Here is a 20,367-nt window from a genome sequence, read left to right on the forward strand (position 1 = left end):
ACAGGGTTAGGGCAATGCTTAAATTTATACTTCGTCGCTTGTTGGAAGCGATCCCGACACTATTTATCCTTATCACCATCTCATTCTTCATGATGCGCCTGGCGCCCGGCAGTCCATTTACCGGGGAACGCGCATTGCCGCCGGAAGTCATGGCGAATATCGAAGCCAAATATCATTTGAACGACCCGATCTGGAAACAGTACGGTCATTATCTGGCGCAGCTTGCGCAGGGAGACTTCGGCCCGTCCTTTAAATACAAGGATTATTCGGTCAACGATTTGGTGGCCAGTTCTTTCCCGGTCTCCGCCAAGCTCGGCCTGGCCGCGTTTCTGCTGGCGGTGGTGCTGGGCGTGAGCGCCGGTGTGATCGCCGCGCTGAACCAGAACACCAAATGGGACTATACGGTGATGGGGTTCGCCATGACCGGGGTGGTGATACCCAGTTTCGTGGTGGCGCCGCTGTTGGTGCTGATCTTCGCCATCACGTTGAAATGGCTGCCGGGCGGCGGCTGGAACGGCGGTGCGCCTAAGTTCATCATCTTGCCGATGGTGGCGTTGTCGCTGGCCTATATCGCCAGCATCGCCCGTATCACGCGCGGCTCGATGATTGAAGTGCTGCACTCCAACTTCATCCGCACCGCGCGCGCCAAAGGCTTGCCGATGCGTCGCATCATTTTCCGCCACGCGCTGAAGCCGGCGCTGTTGCCGGTGCTGTCCTACATGGGCCCGGCGTTCGTCGGGATCATCACCGGTTCAATGGTGATCGAAACCATCTACGGTCTGCCGGGGATCGGCCAGCTGTTCGTTAACGGCGCGCTGAACCGCGACTACTCCCTGGTGTTGAGCCTGACCATTCTGGTGGGCGCTCTGACCATTCTGTTCAACGCGATCGTCGATGTGCTGTATGCGGTCATCGATCCGAAAATCCGTTATTAATCTGGAGCACGCGAATGATGTTGACTAAAAAGAACAGCGAAGCTCTGGAACACTTCAGCGAGAAGCTGGAAGTGGAAGGGCGCAGCCTGTGGCAAGACGCGCGTCGGCGTTTTATGCACAACCGCGCGGCGGTCAGCAGCCTGTTCATACTGGCGCTGATCACTCTGTTTGTGGTGCTGGCGCCGATGCTGTCGCAATTCGCCTACGACGATACCGATTGGGCGATGATGTCCGCCGCACCCAGCGTTGAATCGGGGCACTATTTCGGCACCGACTCCTCCGGGCGCGATCTGCTGGTGCGCGTGGCGATCGGCGGGCGCATCTCGCTGATGGTCGGCGTGGCGGCGGCGCTAGTGGCGGTGATCGTCGGCACCCTGTACGGCGCGATGTCCGGCTATCTGGGCGGCAAGATCGACTCGGTGATGATGCGCCTGCTGGAGATCCTCAACTCCTTCCCGTTCATGTTCTTCGTGATCCTGCTGGTGACCTTCTTCGGCCAGAATATCCTGCTGATCTTCGTGGCGATCGGCATGGTGTCGTGGTTGGACATGGCGCGTATCGTGCGCGGCCAAACCCTCGGTCTGAAGCGCAAGGAGTTCATCGAAGCGGCGCTGGTGTGCGGCGTATCCACGCGCAACATCGTGCTGCGGCATATCGTGCCTAACGTGCTCGGCGTGGTGGTGGTGTATGCCTCGTTGCTGGTGCCGAGCATGATCCTGTTCGAATCCTTCCTCAGCTTCCTGGGGCTGGGCACGCAGGAGCCGCTGAGCAGCTGGGGCGCATTGCTCAGCGACGGCGCCAACTCAATGGAAGTTTCACCGTGGTTGCTGCTGTTCCCGGCGGGTTTCCTGGTTGTCACTCTATTCTGTTTCAACTTCATCGGCGATGGCCTGCGTGACGCCCTCGACCCGAAAGATCGTTAAGGAGTGCCACCATGAGCACCATTGAACATCCTGAGATGCAAACCGCCGTCGGCGTTAAAGCGTCGCCGCTGCTGGACGTGAAAGACCTGCGCGTCACGTTTTCCACCCCGGACGGCGACGTGACGGCGGTGAACGATCTGAACTTCGATCTGCGCGCCGGTGAAACGCTGGGCATCGTCGGCGAATCCGGCTCCGGCAAATCGCAGACCGCGTTCGCCCTGATGGGGTTGCTGGCCAGCAATGGCCGCATCGGCGGCTCGGCCAAATTCAACGGCCGCGAAATCCTCAACCTGCCGGAAAACCAGCTCAACAAGCTGCGGGCCGAAGAGATCTCGATGATCTTCCAGGACCCGATGACCTCGCTCAACCCGTATATGCGCGTTGGCGAACAGCTGATGGAAGTGCTGATGCTGCATAAGAAAATGAGCAAAAGCGAAGCCTTTGAAGAGTCGGTACGCATGCTCGACGCGGTGAAAATGCCGGAAGCGCGCAAGCGCATGCGCATGTATCCGCATGAGTTTTCCGGCGGCATGCGCCAGCGCGTGATGATCGCCATGGCGCTGCTGTGCCGGCCGAAGCTGCTGATCGCCGACGAGCCGACTACCGCGCTGGACGTGACCGTTCAGGCGCAGATCATGACGCTGCTCAACGAGCTCAAGCGCGAGTTCAACACTGCCATCATCATGATCACCCACGATCTGGGCGTGGTGGCCGGCATCTGCAACAAGGTGCTGGTGATGTACGCCGGCCGCACCATGGAATACGGCAGCGCGCGCGAGGTGTTCTACCAGCCGAGCCACCCGTACTCCATCGGGTTGTTGAACGCGGTGCCGCGCCTCGACGCCGAAGGTGAAGCGTTGCTGACCATTCCCGGCAACCCGCCGAACCTGCTGCGGCTGCCGAAAGGTTGCCCGTTCCAGCCGCGCTGCCCGTACGCCATGGAACAGTGCGCGAGCGCTCCGCCATTGGAGCAATTTGGGGAAGGGCGCCTGCGCGCCTGCTTTAAACCGGTGGAGGCGTTGGTATGACAGCGGTAACCGACAAGAAAGTGCTGCTCGAAGTGGCCGATCTGAAAGTGCACTTCGACATTCATGACGACAAGCAGTGGTTCTGGCAGCCGCCGAAAACCCTAAAGGCGGTCGATGGCGTTACGCTGCGGCTGTTCGAGGGGGAAACCCTGGGCGTGGTCGGCGAATCCGGCTGCGGCAAATCCACCTTCGCGCGCGCCATCATCGGTCTGGTGAAGGCCACCAGCGGGCGCGTCGCCTGGCTGGGTAAAGATCTGCTGGGCATGAACGACGCCGATTGGCGCAAAACCCGCAGCGATATCCAGATGATCTTCCAGGATCCGCTGGCTTCGCTCAACCCGCGCATGACCATCGGCGAAATCATCGCCGAGCCGCTGCGCACTTACTACCCGAAAATGCCGCGTCAGGAAGTGAAGGACAAGGTCAAGGCGATGATGCTGAAGGTCGGCCTGCTGCCTAACCTGATCAACCGTTATCCGCACGAGTTCTCCGGCGGCCAATGCCAGCGCATCGGCATCGCGCGCGCGTTGATCCTCGAACCGAAGCTGGTGATCTGCGACGAGCCGGTTTCCGCGTTGGACGTGTCGATTCAGGCGCAGGTGGTAAACCTGTTGCAGCAGCTGCAGCGCGAAATGGGGCTGTCATTGATCTTTATCGCCCACGATTTGGCGGTGGTGAAGCACATTTCCGATCGCGTGCTGGTGATGTACCTGGGTCATGCGGTGGAGCTGGGCACCTATGACGAGGTGTATCACAATCCGCAGCACCCTTACACCAAGGCGCTGATGTCGGCGGTGCCTATTCCGGATCCGGACAAGGAGAAGGAAAAGCAGATCCAGCTGTTGGAAGGGGAGCTGCCTTCGCCGATCAACCCGCCGTCCGGCTGCGTGTTCCGCACCCGCTGCCCGATCGCCGGGCCGGAGTGCGCCAAGACGCGTCCGCTGCTGGAGGGCAGTTTCCGTCATGCGGTTTCATGCCTGAAGGTCGATCCGCTGTAATGCGCCGCTAGCCGGCAACAAAAAGCCCCGCTGAGTCAGCGGGGCTTTTTTTATCCGAAATATGAGCGGCGAATCACTCTTTCCACAGAATGTGGCACAGCTTGTGGTCTTTCTCGCGGCAGATCAGCACGCGGGCGAACACGTCGTTAATCGGCTCGCCGTCGCTGTCCGCCAGACCGATCACCACTTCGGCGAAGAAGTCCGGATTCAGGTCGTAATCCACGTGCTCGCTCCAGTCTTCGGAGGGGTCGTACAGTTCTGCGCCGCCGCGCTCTTCAAACTGCAGATTGAACAGCAGAATATCCGCCGGATCCAGATTGTCGCCGGCCAATTCGAGGAAGATGTCGTAGGCCTGTTCCAGCGTTTCGTCTTCGGTAAGGCGGTTATTCAAATCCATAAAAAAATCCTGATAACAAATGATTTGGCGCTATTAAAGCACGCTCGCCGCGGCTTTTACAGCAACGGGCTGAAAAAGTAGAACAGGCGCTCGACCAGGCGATGCCAGAATGGCCGCTTCAACCACTCTTTGGCGTTCAGCAGCTTGGAACGAGCGATGTAATCTTCCTGCACGCAGGCCAGATCGCTGCCGAAGCCGTCGTCGTCGATCACCAGGGTGATCTCGAAGTTGAGCCACAGGCTGCGCATATCCAGATTGACGGTGCCGACCAGGCTGAGCTGGCCGTCGACCAGCACGCTCTTGGTGTGCAACAGGCCGCCTTCGAACTGATAGATTTTCACGCCGGCTTCCAGCAGCTCGGAGAAGAACGCCCGGCTGGCCCAGCGCACCATCATCGAATCGTTGTCGCGCGGCACGATGATGCTGACCTCAACGCCGCGCAGAGCGGCGGTGCAGATGGCGTGCAGCAGATCGTCGCTCGGCACGAAGTACGGCGTGGTCATGATCAGCTGCTCGCGCGCGGAATAGACCGCGGTCAGCAGCGCCTGGTGGATCATCTCCTCGGGGAAGCCGGGGCCGGAGGCGATCACCTGAATGGTGTGGCCGCTTTCCTGCTCGAACGGCATGATGTTGACGTCCGGCGGCGGCGGCAGAATGCGCTTGCCGGTTTCAATCTCCCAGTCGCAGGCATAGACGATGCCCATCGTAGTGGCCACCGGGCCTTCCATGCGTGCCATCAGATCGATCCATTGGCCGACGCCCGCATCCTGCTTGAAATAGCGCGGATCGACCATGTTCATGCTGCCGGTATAGGCGATGTAGTTGTCGATCAGCACCACCTTGCGGTGCTGGCGCAGATCCATGCGGCGCAGGAATACGCGCAGCAGGTTGACCTTCAGCGCTTCGACCACTTCGATGCCTGCGTTGCGCATCATCGCCGGGTAGGGGCTGCGGAAAAATGGCAGGCTGCCGGCGGAGTCCAGCATCAGGCGGCAGTGTACGCCGCGCCGCGCGGCGGCCATCAGCGATTCGGCCACTTGATCGACCAGGCCGCCGGGCTGCCAGATATAGAACACCATTTCGATGTTGTGGCGCGCCAGCTCGATGTCGCGGATCAGCGCTTTCAACGTGTCGTCGGTAGTGGTGAGCAGCTGCAGCTGGTTGCCCTTGACGCCGTCGATGCCCTGGCGGCGGTTGCACAGCTGGAACAGCGGTTCGGCGACTTCACTGTATTCGGTGGCGAAGATGCGGCGGCTCTCTTTCAATTCCTTCAGCCAGCGCGCGGTCGACGGCCACATGGCCTTGGCGCGCTCGGCACGGCGCTTGCCCAGATGCAGTTCGCCGAACGATAAATAGGCGACGATGCCGAACAGCGGCAGAATATAGATAACCAGCAGCCAGGCCATGGCAGAGGGAACCGCACGGCGTTTCATCAAAATGCGCATTGTCACGCCGGCGATCAGCAGCCAGTAGCCGAACACCATGAGCCAACTGATTACGGTATAAAATGTTGTCATAAAGGCGAAAAATCCCGTTCGCAAACCACCAATGATGAGTGTACGCACAGATCGGGCAAGGCGAAACCTTTTATCGGCGCTTATGTTACATAAATATGATGAAGTTAAGGCACTTGCCGAAATTGAAAGGGCGGCTTTTGCCCGCGTGGCGTCCGCTGTGCCGCCGATAACGGCGGCTTGGATCGCGGGCGGAAAGGGCTATAATGCCCGCGGTTGGCATTAGACGAACGAGTGACGGAATTATGAGACGCAGTAGAAATGAAGTGGGCCGCTGGCGCATGTTGCGGCAGAGCCAACGTCGGCGGCATCGCTGGTTGGAACGCCAGTCGTGCAGCAATCGCCATATTATCCGGGTGCGGCGCCGCCTGGACGATCAGCATCGGCGCGCGCTGCTGTTTGCGGTATCCTGCGAGTGGTAAAACGAAAACAGTCCCTTAAGGGACTGTTTTGTTGTAAGCCTTAAACCACCTCCTAAGGAGGTGGTGATTGAACCTGTGAGGCTCTAGCCTGAAGGAAACCCATGCCGGAATATTCCAGCTTACTCACCACAAGTAAGAAGGAAATCACCAACATGGGTTTATACAGGAGTTCATCACATGTGTTCTGGCGTTGCAAATACCACCTGGTTTGGACGCCAAAGTATCGATTTAAAATCCTCCGCGACAAGGTGGGCAAAGAGCTCTACCGAACAATTTATATCCTCTGCAACATGAAGGACTGTGAAGTTCTTGAGCTAAATATTCAGCCAGATCATGTGCATCTGGTCGTGATAGTCCCCCCGAAGCTATCGATTTCGACGTTGATGGGCGTCCTGAAAGGACGCAGTGCAATCCGGCTTTACAATCGTTTCCCACATATACGAAAGAAGTTGTGGGGCAATCATTTTTGGGCAAGGGGATACTTTGTCGATACGGTAGGGGTAAACGAAGAAATTATCAGGCGATACGTGAAGTATCAGGATAAGAAGGACCAAGAGATCGAACAGCAGATGGAGCTGTTGCAGGATTAACTCGAAAATGGCCCCCTTTTAGGGGGCGTCGTGTAAAGCCACCTCCTCAGGAGGTGGTCTTTTACTATGGCGTCTGAGTTATTTGCCCAAATAGGCGTTGAGCATCCAGACCTGTTTTTCCTGCTCTTTGATGTAATCGCTCATCAACGACGCGGTGCCTTCGTCGCCGGCGTCTGCCGCCACCGTCAGCAGCTCACGCTGCTGTTGCAGCAAGATTGAATACCCTTCCAACAGGCCGCGCAGCGTGCCCTTATCATCGGTCACGTTGGTGTGTTCCTTGATGTCGGCGGTTTTCAGATAATCGCTGAAAGCGTGACGCGGCTGCGAGCCCAACGTCAGAATACGTTCCGCCAGCTCATCTACCTTGGTCAGCAGATCGTTATATGTCTCTTCGAATTTCGCGTGCAGTTCAAAGAACTGCGGGCCGGTAATGTTCCAATGATAGCCGCGCACGTTCATATACAGCACCTGATAATTCGCCAACAGCGCATTGAGCGCTTCGGCGAGTTTTGCCGATTGTTTACTGTCAAGGCCGATATGGGTTTTCGCTGCTTTCTTTGCCGTTGCCATAATAATCTTCTCCTGATTATTTGTTCCGATAGTAGACAGAATCAATTTCCATAGCTGTTACAGTAACCGGATTTATCGCAGGGTTAAATACGATAACAGGCATTATTGCCATCGCTCAAACCGATGACGATAAATCCGTCGAGCAAATTGCCGAATCAGTTTACGCAGGTTCCGCAGGCGAAAAAAGCCGCTTTTCTCGGTTACTTGCGCAGCGCCAGTTTTACCACACCTGCGCCCAGCGCCATTAACAGCGCGGCGGCGATCAGTACCGAAATAAAGGCGCGATCAAAGGCCAGACGCGCCAGCTGCGTCAACTGCTGCGCGCGATCGGCCGCCATTCCGGCCGCCAGGCGCAACGCTTCGTCGATGCTGTCGTAGGCTAAATCGCTGACCGGCAGCTCCGCCGGCAGCGCCAGAGTGTGGCTGTAAACCGCCGTCATCAGCCCGCCGAGCAATGTCACGCCCAGCACGCCGCCCAGCTCGTAGGAGACGTCTTCGATGGACGCCGCCATGCCGGATTTCTCCTCCGGTGCGTTCAGCATGATGGCGGTGGAAGCGGCGGTGATCACGCCGCCGAGGCCAAAGCCCACCAACGCCAGGCTCACCAGCTGCGGCGCTATGCCGCTCTGAGACAGCAGGGCGAGGGCGGCAATGCCGAAGGTGGTCAGGGCGAAACCGCCGAGGATGATGCTGCGTTCGCCGTAGCGCGGCAACAGTAAACCGGCCATCGGCCCCGCCAGCGCCGAGGCCAGCGGGATCGGCAAGATGAACAGCGCCGCCTGCAGCGGACTGAGGCCGAGCACCAGTTGCAAGCGTTGGCTGAGCACCAGCTCGACGCCGATCAGCGCCACCATCGACAGCAATGCCACGCCGATGCCGCCGGCGAACAGCCGGTTGCGGAACAGAGAGAAATCGATCATCGGGTGGGCGCTGCGTTGCTGACGACGCACGAACAGCACCAGGAACAACACGCCGATCGCAGCCGCCGTGAGCAAGGCGCTGACGTCAGGCGCCGGCTTGCTCAATTCTTTCAGCGCATAGATAGCGCCGACCAGGCCTATCATGATCTGTATCGAGCCAACGATGTCGGCGGGGCGCGGGTTATCGCCGCCGCAGCGCGGGATCAGTTTCCATGCCAACGGCCAGACCAGCAACACCACCGGCACATTGATCAGGAACACCGAGCCCCACCAGAAATACTCCAACAGCAGGCCGCCGACCACCGGGCCGATGGCCGCGCCGCCGGAGGCCACCGACGCCCAGATGCCGATCGCCAGCGCGCGTTCGCGTTCGTCGGTAAAGACGTGGCGTACGATGGACAGCGTGGCGGGCATCATCATTGCCGCGCCAACGGCGAGGAATACCCGCGCGGCGATCAGCCACTCGGCGGTAGGCGAGAAAGCGGCGCACAGCGACGCGACGGCGAACACCGGCAGCCCGGCGAGAAACAGCCGTTTATGGCCGATGCGATCGCTCAGCATGCCGGCGCCAGGCAACAGACCGGCCACCACCAACGGGTAGGCGTTGACGATCCAGAGTTTTTGCGAGGCGCTGGCGTCCAGCGCCTGGGTTAAACGCGGCAGAGCGGTATATAACACCGTCATATCGATGACGATCAGGAACAGGGCGCTGGCGACCATCGTCAGGATCAACCAGCGGTTCTTGGCGTACATAAGTCATAATCCAGTTAAAGTGGGCGGCGCGAAGGCGCCGCCATTCGGGTAACCCTCCGGCGATGCCGGGTGATATACTGGTGATAATATATATCCATACGTTCGTATTGAAAAGAAGGGTTTCTTAATGGGACGTCAACGCAGCATCGATCGCGACAAGGTTTTGGACACCGCCGAAGAGATCGTCGCCACTCAGGGGGCCGCCGGTTTGACCATCGACGCCGTCGCCAAAGCGATGGGAATCTCCAAGGGCGGGGTGCAGTACTGTTTCGGCAGCAAAGACGCCCTGATTGACGCCATGTTCGATCGCTGGGGCAGTGCCTACGAGACGCTGTTCGCCGCTATCGCCGGTGACGATCCTTCACCGCAGACCGGCGTGCGGGCGCATATGCTGGCGACGCAAAGCTCGGATCAGACCGCCAGCGCCAAGGCCGCCGGGCTGATGGCGACGCTGATTCAAACGCCGGAGCATCTGGTGAGCACGCGCGAATGGTATCGCAGCCGCATCGCCGGTTTGGATTTGACGACGGAGGAAGGCAAGCGCGCGCGCCTGGCGTTTCTCGCCACCGAAGGCGCCTTTATGCTGCGTTACTTTGGTTTGATGGATATCGATCAGGCGGAATGGGAAACGATGTTCACCGATATGCAGGCGTTGATTTTAACTGAGGGTGCCTATCGCACTGATAGCTAGTAAAGCCCGCAGTGAAAGGCGTATGTTTATCGCACAAGATATTCCCTCGAAGAACTTTTTAGCCAGCCACTCCGTGCTGGCTTTTTTTTTGTTTGCAGGCAAGCGTCCCAGCGGGGCCCCCTGAAGGCAGGGGGCGGGGGAAATTATTTACGGGCGTCCAACAGCGACTGGGCGTTCTCTGCGGTAACGACGGTCCACGGAATGTAGTAATGCTTCTGCGTGCCGCCTTCCCATTTCAGATCCTTGGCGTATTGTTTCCAGATCTCCGACTGCGGTTGATAGCTTTCCCCTTTCACGGCGCGCAGCGCGACGTCGATGGAACCCTGCATCTGGCCTTTGGCATCTTGCAGAATAGAGACCATTTCACCGGCCTGCACCGCATGAATCGCGTCGGAAACGCCGTCAACGCCGGCAATCGCGAAGTCCTTCACATTCAGGCCGGCGCCTTTGATCGCCTCGATAGCGCCCAGCGCCATCTCGTCGTTTTGGCCAATCACGCCGTTGATTTTGCCCCGGTGTTTCTGCAGCCAGTTTTCCATCAGCGGCTGCGCTTCCGCGCGTGACCAGTTGGCCGTTTTACGTTCAAGTACGGTGACCTGGCCGACGCCGCACTCGGCAATCGCTTTATCATTGCCCTTGCCGCGCTGGATCTCGCCGCTGCCGCCTTTCGGGCCTTCGATAATCACCACGTTCACCTTTCGGTTCTTGCAGTCGAGTTTGTCCAGGACGGCTTTGGCTTCCAGGTATCCCCCCAACTCGTCATTAGACACTACTTCAGACGTCATCGCGTCCGTGTTCAGGCGCGCGTTGGTGACCACCACCGGAATTTTGGCTTCGTTGGCATTAGTGACGATATCGATATTGGCCTCAAAATCCATCGGGTTGACGATAATGGCATCGGCGCGCGTCTGGATAGCGGTGGCGGCCTGATCGTTTTGCACCGAGGCATCATAACGCCCATCATAGAAGGTCAGCACGGCTTCGCCGCTTTTCACCGCCGGGTGCTCCTTGCCGAACCTTTCCATCAATTGCACGAACTCGGCTTTGTTGCCGTACATCAATACCGCGATTTTTACCGGGGCGGCCTGAACTGCCGACAGGCTACCGAGCATCATGGCAGAGGCAAACAACGCTATCTTGGTCTTATTCATGGTTTTCTCCTGGTAGAGTTGGGTCTGATGTTATTAATCGCGCTGTTGCTTACGCGATGGGTCGAGCAATACGGCAAGAACGATCAATGCGCCTTTGATAATTTGTTGGTAGTACGATTGCACGCCGAGCAGATCGAGGCCGTTATTCATCACCCCGATAATCAGCACGCCGAAGAAGGTGCCGACCAGCGTACCGACGCCGCCGGCCATGCTGGTGCCACCGATCACCACCGCTGCGATGGCGTCCAGCTCATACCCTGCGCCGGCGTTGGTCTGCGCCGAACCGGTGCGTGCGGTGAGGATCAGGCCGGCGATGCCGGCCAGCGCGCCGCACAGCGTATACACCAGTATTTTGATGCGCGTGACGTTAATCCCCGAGGTGCGCGCGCTTTTTGGGTTGCCGCCGACGGCGTAGATGTAGCGCCCGAAGAGGGTTTTATTCAGCACCAGCCAGGCGAGGGCGAACAGCACGATGAAGATGATGACCGGCACCGGAACGCCGCCGACATAACCATTGCCCAACCAGCGGAAATCGCTGTTCAATTGCGAAACCGGATTGCCGTTGGTGGTCAACATGGTTAAACCGCGCGCCGCAGAGAGCATGCCCATGGTGACGATAAAGGGTTGCAGCCGGTAGCGAGCCAACACGGTGCCGTTCACCAGGCCGCAGACGATCCCGATGCCCAGCGCCACGATCAGCGGCGCCATGACGGCGGTCGCGGTGTCGCCGATAGCCAATCCGCTGTTGTTGGTGGCGAAGCGGGCGGCGACGATCCCGCTTAGCGCCAGCACCGAGCCCACGGAGAGATCGACGCCGGCCGTAATGATGACGAAGGTCATGCCGATCGCCAGAATGCCGTTGATCGAGACCTGGCGCAGGACGATCAGGGTGTTTTCATTGCTGAGAAAATAATTGCTGCTCCAGGCCCCCTGGGCGACCTGATATTCGCCAATCAGCGCCACGATCAGGCACAGCGCGAAGAAGGCGATGATAATGCCGTATTTGTGCATACGGCGCTTATTGCGGGTGAAAAATGAAATTCCTGGTGATAAGGAGTGGGCGCTGCTCATTTTTTTTCTCTCTCTGTTAAACCGCAAGTTTCATCAGTGCTGCCTGGGTCGCATCGGCTGCCGAAAGCTCACCGGCCAACTGCCCGTCACGAAACACCAATATGCGATCGCTCATGCCGATAATTTCCGAAAGCTCGGAGGAAACCATGATGATCCCCTTGTTTTGCAAGGCGAACTCCGACATAAATCGATAGATCTCTTTCTTGGCGCCGACGTCGATGCCGCGCGTCGGCTCGTCGAGCAACAACACCTCCGGATCCAGCAGCGCCCAGCGGCCCAGCACCACTTTTTGCTGGTTGCCGCCGCTCAGGTTGCCCACGGGCTGTTCGCCGTCGTGGGTTTTAACGTTGAAGCGCTGGATCATGTCGCGGGTTCGCGCTTGCTCCCGTTTCTCGCTGACGAACCCCATTCGGCTGATGCCGGCAAAAGAGGCGATATTGATGTTTTCACTGACGGAACGGCACAGCACCAGGCCGGTTTCCTTGCGATCTTCCGTCACGTAGGCAATGCCGCTGTCGATGGCCTCTCGCGGGGAATGGCGGTTCAGCGTCTTGTCGCCCAAACGGATCGTGCCGCTGTCGGCATGCTGAATGCCGAAAATAAGATCGAGAAATTCGCTGCGGCCCGATCCCACCAGCCCGTAGATGCCCAGGATTTCACCGTGCTTAAGCTGCAGGCTGATATCCTTTATCTTGCTGCGCCAACATAGGCCGTTGACCTCCAGCAAGACCTCTTCGCCGGGCTGATTGAATTTGGCGAACTCGCTGTCGTACTCGCCGCCGATAATGTGTTCGATCAACTGCTCACGGGTAATGTCGGCGATATAGCCTTCATGGATATAGGCGCCGTCGCGGAAAATGGTGTAGCTGTCCGCAATTTGAAATATCTCTGACAAACGGTGAGAGACGTAAATAATGCCTTTACCTTTCGCCGCCAATTGCTGAAGCGTCTGAAAGATTTTTTGCGCATCCTCCTCGCCAATCGCCGAGGTGGGTTCATCCATGATGATGATGTCGGCATTGGCATGCGACAGCGCTTTGGCGATCTCGACCAGCTGCTGCTCGGCGACGCTCAGGTTGCGCATTTTCTCTCGGGCGTCGATCTTGAAATCGAGTTCCTTGAGCAGGCTGGTGGTGCGTTGATTGAGCGTGGCGAAATCGACGAACCCCAGGCGTCTCGGCTCACGGCCCAGCCAAATGTTTTCGGCCACCGTCAGATCCGGGATCGCGCTCAGTTCCTGCTGCACGATGGCGATGCCGGCGTTGAGGGCTTCCCGGGGATGATGAAATTCACAGCGTTGGCCATTGATAAAAATGTCGCCGCCATCGGGTTGAATAAAGCCCATCAGAATGCTGAGAAAGGTGGATTTACCCGCGCCGTTGCCGCCGCACAGGGCATGGATGGAACCACGCCGCAGGCAAAACTCCGCATTCTTGAGCGCCACGACCGGGCCAAAGGCTTTTCTGACGCCGCTGACCTCCAGCAGGTAGGCGGGCGCTTGCGTATGGGGATCTCGCGTCACAGTTGCACCTCCGGGTAGGTCTGCTGCAAGCGTTGCAGGTACCGTTGATAAAGCGTCTCGTATTGCGCTCGTCTGCCGGCATGTGGCCATGCGCGTGTGGCCTCATCCAGCGCAACGAAACGTTGGCACAGTTCGGACAGCAACGCGCCGGCATTCCGCAGCGGATCGTCGGCTAACGTCGTCGCCCACATCGCCTGAATGGCGCCGCCCAGCGCAGCGGTCTCTTTGGCTTTCAGACAGACCACCGGGCACCCCATCACGTCCGCGACGATTTGTCGCCAGGCGGCGCTGCGAGCGCCGCCGCCGGTGAGGCGGATCTCGCGCGCTTCAATGCCCTGACGGCGAAACAGTTCGATGCCATAGCGCAGGCCATAGGTGGCGCTTTCGACCACCGCCAGGCAGAGATTGGCGCGGGTAAAATTGTCGCTATCGAGGTTATGCAGACTGGCGCGCGCGTGAGGCAGCGGCGGAACGCGTTCGCCATTGAAGAACGGCAGCATCTCGACACCGCCTGCGCCGGGTGAGGCCTGCGCCAATAAACCGTTAAAGCCGGCAAGGTCTTCGTCCAGCAGCGTTTGTACCGCGGTGGTGGCCGAGGTGACATTCATGGTGCAAATCAATGGCAGCCACCCGTTGGTGCTGGAGCAGAAGCCGGCAATCATGTCTGATTCCGCCGCGACGGGGGAGGCAGACCAGGCGAATAGCGTGCCGGAGGTGCCCAGGCTCAGGGTGAGGGTGCCGGCCTCGATGTTGCCGGAACCGATGGCCGCCATCATGTTGTCGCCGCCGCCGGTCGATACACGCACCGTTGGGCCGAGGCCGAGTTTTTCCGCCGCGGCGGGGCGCACCGTGCCGATGCAGCACTCCGCGTTTTTGAGCGGTGGCAGGGCTTGCCACAGACGGCCGCTGTCGTCGATGAGATCGACGGCGGCTTTGCTCCAGCTACGGGTGCGCACATCGAACAACCCGGTGCCGGAAGCGTCGCCATATTCCGCTACGCGCTCTCCGGTCAGCCAGAAGTTCAAATAATCATGAGGCAACAATACGGTGTGCAGTTTTGCCCACAACGCAGGATGGTGTGTCTTGAACCAAAGGATTTTTGACGCGGTATAACCGGTGGCGATCCGCAGGCCGAGTGTTTCCAGCGAGCCGTTGGCACCGCCGAGCTGCTGCAGGAGCCGTTCGTTTTCCTCTGCGGTTTCGGTATCGCACCACAGCTTGACGCTGTGCAGCACGTTGCCGTCTGCGTCCAGCGGTACAAACCCATGTTGTTGGCCCGAAACCCCCAGAGCATGAATTTCCCCGGCATCAATACCGGCGTTAGTCACGGCTTGGCGAAAAGCGATGACCAGCGCCTCGATCCACCAGTCGGTCTCCTGTTCGCGCCGGCCATTGGCTTGGCTGATGAGACGGTGAGGGGCGTTGCCCTCACCGAGGATCACGCCCTGTGTGCTGTCGACAATCACGACTTTCGTGCCTTGCGTACCGCAGTCTATGCCAGCATAGAGCGCCATAGGATCACTCCATTTCCAGCATGATTTTGATGTCTGAGGCATGTCCCGCCGCCGCGCGCTCGAAGGCGGCCACGCTGTCGGAGAACTTGTAGGTTTGGCTTATCAACGGCTGGACGCGCAATTTGCCGCTGCTCAACAGCCGCAGCGTGCGCGGGTACATGTTGGCGTAGCGGAAAATGGTCTTGAAGGTGATTTCCTTGGCCTGCGCGGCGACGATATCCATCGGCGCGGCATCGATCGGCATGCCGACCAGCACGGCGGTCGCTCCTGGCGCCGCATGTTCGGCCAGCGTAGCGATGGCCGGTTTTGCGCCGCTGCATTCAAACACGACATCGGCGCCATTGCCGCTGGTGAGCGCGGCCACTTTCCCCGCCAGGTCGCCGGTTTTGATATTGACGGCGTGCAGCCCCTCATAACTGGCCGCAACGGCGAGTTTTTCGTCAAACAGGTCGCAAATAATGACGTCCGAGCAGCCGCCCGCCAGCGCCGCGAGAGCGGTGACCACGCCGATCGGCCCGGCGCCGATCACCAGCGCGATATCGCCGGGTTTGATCCCGGCTTTGGTGGCTGCTTGCATGCCGATGGCTAAGGGTTCCACCATGGCGCCTTCGGCGAAACTGACGTTGTCCGGCAATTTGAACGTGAAGGCGGCGGGGTGGATAACGGTTTCGCGCAGGCAGCCGTGCACCGGCGGCGTCGCCCAGAAGCGCACGGCCGGATCAAGGTTGTAAAGGCCGGCGCGCGTCTGCGCCGAGTTGAGATCCGGAATGCCGGGTTCCATGCAAACGCGATCGCCGATACTGAGGTGAGTGACGTTTTTACCTGTCGCGAGCACCACGCCAGAAGCTTCATGGCCGAGCACCATCGGGGCGTTAACCACGAACGGGCCAATGCGGCCATGTTGGTAATAGTGCACATCACTGCCGCAGATGCCCACGGAATGAATTTTTATCTGCACATCATCGGGCCCCAGCGTTTCGGCGAGCTGGACGTCCTCGATAGCGATTTCCCCCGCCTTGGCCAACACTAATGCTTTCATATTGCCTCCTGGTGAATCATTTTTATGGTAACGATATCATTTCAATGCGGCGATAGTGGGCCAAAGCGGGTGGTTAAACTGTGATCGATGTTGGAATTACTCGATGGGAGTTAATTTTGCTGGTGGGTTGTTATTCAATATGGGGATGAAGATCACAAAATCGGCGATGTAATGACGGTTTTAATATCAGCATTCTGATATCGATACCGTCACTTTGCAGGGGAAATGATGAACAAACAACAACGTGCCATAGCCGCTACGCTGGAATATTTGCGCGAGGCGGACATCGTTCTGACCGAAGAAGAGCAGCAACGTATTGAAATTGCGACATTTGGCTTGGCCGACTATCCTGTCTCAGGGCTGCAGCTGCTGACCTATGTCAACTCACCTCGGTATTGTGCGAAAGAGTTGGTGCTGTTTCCTGAGCAGACTTGCCCAGAGCATTTGCATCCTCCTTTTGCCGGCACGCCCGGCAAGCAAGAGACGTTTCGCTGCCGTTGGGGCGAGGTGTTTCTGTTTGTCGACGATGAAAACCTGATGCTTAATGACGCCGGCGGTGAACCGGTATGCCGGGTGCCGGAAGGCGCGGAGCAGTGGTATACCTGCAATCGCTATATCCTCTTGCGGCCTGGCGAACAATACACCATCGTGCCCAATACCCGGCACTGGTTTCAGGCTGGAAAGCGGGGGGCGGTGGTGTCCGAGTTCTCTTCCGAGAGCCGTGACGAGCTGGATATCTTTACCGATCCCCGGATTAACCGGCTGGCAGGCGTAAACCATTAGCGCCACGATGAAAGTTCTGTCATGATGTTGTTAATGGTACAAAATGATAACTTTAAGCTAAGGAGCTGCATTTGGCGGTGGGGCGAGGACGGAAAGCGACGCTGGCTAGCGTGGCCGCACAGGCAAACGTCAGTAAAATCACCGCGTCGCGGGCATTTTCACAGCCGGACAAGGTTCATCCGGAAACGCTGCGCCGCATTCGGGAGACCGCTGCCGAACTCGGTTATGTGGTCAATGCTGCGGCGCGCAACCTGCGGGCGAAAAGCAGCAGAACCATCGGCATCGTCAACCCTGATATGGCCAACCCATTCTTTGGCGGCCTGACGCGGTTGATGACGCTTGAAGCGCAAAAAATGGGATATGACACCCTGGTGTTCGATTCCTATGAGTCTCAGGAAAGCGAAGACAGAATCATCGACAAACTGATTGGCTACAACGTCGATGCGATCATTCTCTCGGTCATTTCCAACGATCATCTGTACCAGCCTTCCTATCTAAAGCGGTTGGAAACATTGAATATCCCGGTGGTATTGATCGACCGTGAGCTGGACAATCGCCACTGCAGCGGGGTGTATATCGATAACCTGGACTGCGGTCTTCAGGCGGGGCGCTGGCTTCTGGAACAGAAAGCGCAGCGGGTGGTGGTGGTGTCCGGGCCGGAGAACTCCAACGTTGCACGGGACAGGGTCACAGGGCTGCAGGCGGCGCTGCAAGGGAAAGTGGCGTCGTTTGAAGTGCTGTATGCCGATTTCTTTATGGATGTCGCCTGGCAAGAGACGAGCCGTTGGCTGGCCAATCACCGCGCCCCGGACTTTTTCGTTGGCTGCAATAACCAGATTTCCCTGGGCATTATCAAAGCCTGCATCGAACACCGGCTGCCGTTGATGCAGGAGGTGTCGCTGTTCAGCATCGATGAGGTTTCACATGCCGAGATCTACGGTTTTCATTTCCCGTGCGTGTCACACGACTTGCAAGAGATCGCCTGGCAAGCGTTGAATCTGGCGATCCGTCGTATTGCCGACCCCGAGATCAAGCCGGGCAAGGTGGTGGTGCGGGGAAAACTCGTCGCATAACGGCGCCGCCTTTCGCCTTATCCGTCATTTTTCAGCGCGTTGCGCTGTTTTGGGCTCATCCCGCCCGGCGGGACGGATTAGCAGCCATAAACCGCTTCCTGCCACCGCCGCGCCTAGCAGCATGGGCCAGGAAAGGGGTTCATTGAACATTAACCCTGCCCAGCAGAAGGTGACGAAGGGGCTGAGAAACAGCAGGCTCGTCACGCGCAGCGCAGAAGTGTGCCTTAGACAAAACCAGTACAGACCGTAGCCGGCCAGCGTCGCCAGTAGCGCGGTCCAAAGCACGCCGATCACAAACCCCGTCGTTACCGTTGGCAGCAGCGGGCCTTCCGCGCCGGCCATGGCGGCGAAAGCCAGCGCGGAAACCGCGCTTTGTATCCCCAGCGAGGCTGGCAAACTCATTGCTTGCGTCTGCGGCAGCCGTTCCTGCCACAGCGTTGCCAGCGCCAGCGCCAACATCCCCGCCAGCGGCAACAGGTAACTCCACAATGGGGCGTCTCCCCATGAGATGGCGCTGCCGGTCGCCAGCGTTACCCCGCTAACCCCCAAGGCTAACCCGGACCAAACGCGGCCATCGGGCAAGCGGCGTTGCAACAGCATGCTCAGCAGCGTGGTGCCGAGCGGGAGCAAATCGGCGATGAGCGCGGCCAACCCGGCCGGCACGCCATATTCGATGCCTTTGCTGACGCCGGTCAGGTAACCGGTCATGGCGAGCAACCCAATCCCGGCGTGAACAGCTATCGTCAGCGGAGATGCGCGCCTGATGGCACGCACACTAAGCGGCAGCAACGCGAACGCGACCACCACGCAGCGCCAGAACGCCACCAGCAACACCGGCGCGTAATCGGCGGCGAAGCGGATGCCGACGAAGCCGGAGCTCCAGGCCACGATCAGCAGGACCTCGGCCGCAGCCAGCCAGAGGGCGGCTTTGCCGCTGTGGGAAGAGGGGCGAAATGGTGGCAGGGACATGATGGTCACCTCCTTTCCGCCCGATGGTAGTGAGTGGCTATAATTTAATAAATCGAATAATTTTCGTTCAGTTGTTTAATGGGGTTAAATCATGCGGCCGACATTGGATATCGATCTCTTGCGCACTTTTCACGCTATTGCGCGTTTGGGGCAATTTCGCGCGGCGGCGGCATTTGTCAATCGCAGCCCCGCCGCCGTGAGCGTGCATATCCGGCGCCTGGAACAGGTGGCGGGCGGCCGCTTGCTGGAGCGTGACAATCAGTCCGTGGCGTTGACGCCGCTGGGCAACAAGCTGCTGGCCTCGACGCTTGGGCTGCTGAGCGCCCATGACGATATTCTGCGGGAACTGCAGGGCGCGCCGCTAAGCGGCCATATCAAATTGGGGTTGCCTGATGAGTACGCTTCCCATGTGATAGGCCATATTTTGCCGCGGTTTGCCGACAGTTTTCCCGCAGTGGAACTGGAGGTCTCTACCGCTGCCAGTCAGGCGCTGGCGGAACAAGTTGGCCGTAATCGGCTGCATCTCGCGCTGGTGGTTCAACCCGCGGGGAAACCGTGCCAGACACCGCTCGCGGTGACTGCGCCGGTGTGGGCCGGAGGCCGTTCGCTGGCGCTGCAGGCTAACCGGCCACTGCCGCTGGCGTTGCATGCCGCCGATTGCCCTTATCGTGAGGCTATGATCGATGCATTGACCAGGGCGGGAAGGCATTGGCGAGTGGTTGTGAGCAGCCCTTCGGCCAGTGTGGTGGCGGCTGCCGTCGAGGCAGGATTGGCCGTCACGCTGCTCGACCGCGCACGGGTTTCGGCGGCGATGCGGATACTCGACGAATTGCCGTCGGTCGCACCACATGAAGTGCAACTGCTCCGTTCTGCCGCGGCCGCCAGCCAACCGGCGGTGGCGGTGCTGGAAAGCGTCATCGGTGAGTATTTACGGTAGGGAACATGAATATCGGCAAGACGAATCGAGCACGAAGGTGGCGGAGAGAGGTGGCTGGCGCCGGGAACGCTGTATCGCGGGGCGTTCCCGGTATTGGGCGGTCTGGATATCAGAACACCTGTTTGAACGGTTTCACCGTCACGTCGGCGTAGACGCCGGCGGCGATATAGGGATCCTGCTGTGCCCAGGCCTGGGCTTCCGCCAGCGAGGCGAATTCGGCGATCACCGTCGAACCGGTAAAGCCGGCGGCGCCGGGATCGTTGCTGTCGATGGCCGGGTTAGGGCCGGCGACCACCAGACGGCCGGCGTCGCGCAGCGCCTGCAGGCGCGCCAGGTGCGCCGGGCGCACCGCCAGACGGTTTTCCAGCGAATTGGGAACGTCTTGCGCGTAGATCAGATAAAGCATGTTTCACCTTTAAAATCATGGCTATAAAACGGTGCTACCAAGGTAGCGCAAAAGGCGCGGCAGGGGAACGGCATAGGGCGAATTTCCCGGCGGATTGGCGCTTATGCCTTGAAGCCGCTACTTTTTATTCGTATAGTGCGGCGCGCTTAAACTGATATGCC

The 20,367-nt window shown here is 59.0% G+C and carries 21 protein-coding genes; 10 read left to right on the top strand and 11 right to left on the bottom strand.

Annotation, left to right across the window (positions count from 1 at the left end):
• Positions 1–14: 14 nt before the first annotated feature.
• From oppB to oppF, 4 genes are read left to right on the top strand one after another with little or no spacing between them, the layout of a single operon-like run.
• On the top strand, positions 15–935 hold the full coding sequence (oppB, locus tag JL05_RS15190; protein ID WP_004932150.1) for an oligopeptide ABC transporter permease OppB: 921 nt from the start codon (positions 15–17) through the stop codon (positions 933–935).
• A gap of 14 nt (positions 936–949) precedes the next feature.
• The gene (oppC, locus tag JL05_RS15195; RefSeq protein WP_004932149.1) at positions 950–1,858 is read left to right on the top strand and encodes an oligopeptide ABC transporter permease OppC; all 909 of its coding nucleotides are present in this window, start codon (positions 950–952) and stop codon (positions 1,856–1,858) included.
• Between the two features lie 11 nt (positions 1,859–1,869).
• A complete protein-coding gene (locus JL05_RS15200) occupies positions 1,870–2,886 on the top strand; it encodes an ABC transporter ATP-binding protein (protein ID WP_015378086.1) in 1,017 nt (338 codons plus the stop codon).
• A complete protein-coding gene (oppF, locus tag JL05_RS15205; protein ID WP_004932143.1) occupies positions 2,883–3,884 on the top strand; it encodes a murein tripeptide/oligopeptide ABC transporter ATP binding protein OppF in 1,002 nt (333 codons plus the stop codon). Before JL05_RS15200 ends, oppF begins: the two co-directional genes overlap by 4 nt.
• Before the next feature lie 73 nt (positions 3,885–3,957).
• Here oppF and JL05_RS15210 read toward each other — a convergent pair whose 3' ends face one another.
• Both JL05_RS15210 and cls read right to left on the bottom strand, forming a co-directional pair.
• Entirely contained in the window at positions 3,958–4,281 is a 324-nt protein-coding gene (locus tag JL05_RS15210) for an HI1450 family dsDNA-mimic protein (RefSeq protein ID WP_004932139.1), read from the bottom strand.
• Positions 4,282–4,337: 56 nt separating this feature from the next.
• The gene (gene cls / locus JL05_RS15215; protein ID WP_004932137.1) at positions 4,338–5,798 is read right to left on the bottom strand and encodes a cardiolipin synthase; all 1,461 of its coding nucleotides are present in this window, start codon (positions 5,796–5,798) and stop codon (positions 4,338–4,340) included.
• 242 nt (positions 5,799–6,040) lie between these two features.
• Between cls and JL05_RS15220 the strand changes: the two genes are divergently transcribed.
• Complete coding sequence (locus JL05_RS15220) at positions 6,041–6,217, top strand: YciY family protein (RefSeq protein ID WP_025159792.1); 177 nt, start codon at positions 6,041–6,043, stop codon at positions 6,215–6,217.
• A 152-nt stretch (positions 6,218–6,369) separates the two neighbouring features.
• On the top strand, positions 6,370–6,807 hold the full coding sequence (gene tnpA, locus JL05_RS15225; RefSeq protein ID WP_033633558.1) for an IS200/IS605 family transposase: 438 nt from the start codon (positions 6,370–6,372) through the stop codon (positions 6,805–6,807).
• A 78-nt stretch (positions 6,808–6,885) separates the two neighbouring features.
• On the opposite strand, the gene JL05_RS15230 is transcribed toward tnpA, so the two are convergent.
• Together JL05_RS15230 and smfY are read right to left on the bottom strand one after the other, a co-directional pair.
• Positions 6,886–7,377 (bottom strand): Dps family protein, encoded by a 492-nt coding sequence (locus JL05_RS15230; RefSeq protein WP_004932132.1) that lies wholly within the window; start codon positions 7,375–7,377, stop codon positions 6,886–6,888.
• A 200-nt stretch (positions 7,378–7,577) separates the two neighbouring features.
• Positions 7,578–9,050, bottom strand: coding sequence for a multidrug efflux MFS transporter SmfY (gene smfY / locus JL05_RS15235; RefSeq protein WP_033632877.1), 1,473 nt, complete (start codon positions 9,048–9,050; stop codon positions 7,578–7,580).
• A 127-nt stretch (positions 9,051–9,177) separates the two neighbouring features.
• Here smfY and JL05_RS15240 point away from each other — a divergent pair, with 127 nt between their 5' ends.
• Positions 9,178–9,741 carry a TetR/AcrR family transcriptional regulator gene (locus JL05_RS15240; RefSeq protein ID WP_033632878.1) on the top strand — a complete coding sequence of 188 codons (564 nt, stop codon included), beginning with the start codon at positions 9,178–9,180 and terminating at the stop codon, positions 9,739–9,741.
• 143 nt (positions 9,742–9,884) lie between these two features.
• Here JL05_RS15240 and JL05_RS15245 read toward each other — a convergent pair whose 3' ends face one another.
• From JL05_RS15245 to JL05_RS15265, 5 genes are all read right to left on the bottom strand, one after another.
• Positions 9,885–10,892 (bottom strand): substrate-binding domain-containing protein, encoded by a 1,008-nt coding sequence (locus JL05_RS15245; RefSeq protein WP_033632879.1) that lies wholly within the window; start codon positions 10,890–10,892, stop codon positions 9,885–9,887.
• Between the two features lie 33 nt (positions 10,893–10,925).
• Positions 10,926–11,903, bottom strand: coding sequence for an ABC transporter permease (locus tag JL05_RS15250; RefSeq protein WP_016927501.1), 978 nt, complete (start codon positions 11,901–11,903; stop codon positions 10,926–10,928).
• A 76-nt stretch (positions 11,904–11,979) separates the two neighbouring features.
• On the bottom strand, positions 11,980–13,485 hold the full coding sequence (locus JL05_RS15255; protein WP_004932117.1) for a sugar ABC transporter ATP-binding protein: 1,506 nt from the start codon (positions 13,483–13,485) through the stop codon (positions 11,980–11,982).
• The gene (gene xylB / locus JL05_RS15260) at positions 13,482–14,999 is read right to left on the bottom strand and encodes a xylulokinase (RefSeq protein WP_033632880.1); all 1,518 of its coding nucleotides are present in this window, start codon (positions 14,997–14,999) and stop codon (positions 13,482–13,484) included. Before xylB ends, JL05_RS15255 begins: the two co-directional genes overlap by 4 nt.
• Positions 15,000–15,003: 4 nt before the next feature.
• On the bottom strand, positions 15,004–16,038 hold the full coding sequence (locus tag JL05_RS15265) for an NAD(P)-dependent alcohol dehydrogenase (RefSeq protein WP_033632881.1): 1,035 nt from the start codon (positions 16,036–16,038) through the stop codon (positions 15,004–15,006).
• A gap of 228 nt (positions 16,039–16,266) precedes the next feature.
• On the opposite strand from JL05_RS15265, the gene JL05_RS15270 reads away from it, so the two are divergent.
• Together JL05_RS15270 and JL05_RS15275 are read left to right on the top strand one after the other, a co-directional pair.
• The gene (locus JL05_RS15270; protein ID WP_033632882.1) at positions 16,267–16,821 is read left to right on the top strand and encodes a D-lyxose/D-mannose family sugar isomerase; all 555 of its coding nucleotides are present in this window, start codon (positions 16,267–16,269) and stop codon (positions 16,819–16,821) included.
• A gap of 71 nt (positions 16,822–16,892) precedes the next feature.
• Positions 16,893–17,894 (top strand): LacI family DNA-binding transcriptional regulator, encoded by a 1,002-nt coding sequence (locus JL05_RS15275; protein WP_015378079.1) that lies wholly within the window; start codon positions 16,893–16,895, stop codon positions 17,892–17,894.
• A gap of 24 nt (positions 17,895–17,918) precedes the next feature.
• Here JL05_RS15275 and JL05_RS15280 read toward each other — a convergent pair whose 3' ends face one another.
• Complete coding sequence (locus JL05_RS15280; RefSeq protein WP_033632885.1) at positions 17,919–18,863, bottom strand: DMT family transporter; 945 nt, start codon at positions 18,861–18,863, stop codon at positions 17,919–17,921.
• Positions 18,864–18,954: 91 nt separating this feature from the next.
• Between JL05_RS15280 and JL05_RS15285 the strand changes: the two genes are divergently transcribed.
• Positions 18,955–19,800: a LysR substrate-binding domain-containing protein gene (locus JL05_RS15285; RefSeq protein ID WP_033632887.1), complete on the top strand. Its 846-nt coding sequence runs from the start codon at positions 18,955–18,957 to the stop codon at positions 19,798–19,800.
• Positions 19,801–19,909: 109 nt separating this feature from the next.
• Here the strand turns inward: JL05_RS15285 and JL05_RS15290 are convergent, their stop codons facing one another.
• The gene (locus JL05_RS15290; RefSeq protein ID WP_004932096.1) at positions 19,910–20,206 is read right to left on the bottom strand and encodes a YciI family protein; all 297 of its coding nucleotides are present in this window, start codon (positions 20,204–20,206) and stop codon (positions 19,910–19,912) included.
• Positions 20,207–20,367: the final 161 nt, after the last annotated feature.

This window comes from Serratia nematodiphila DZ0503SBS1, from assembly GCF_000738675.1.
GTDB lineage: Bacteria > Pseudomonadota > Gammaproteobacteria > Enterobacterales > Enterobacteriaceae > Serratia > Serratia nematodiphila.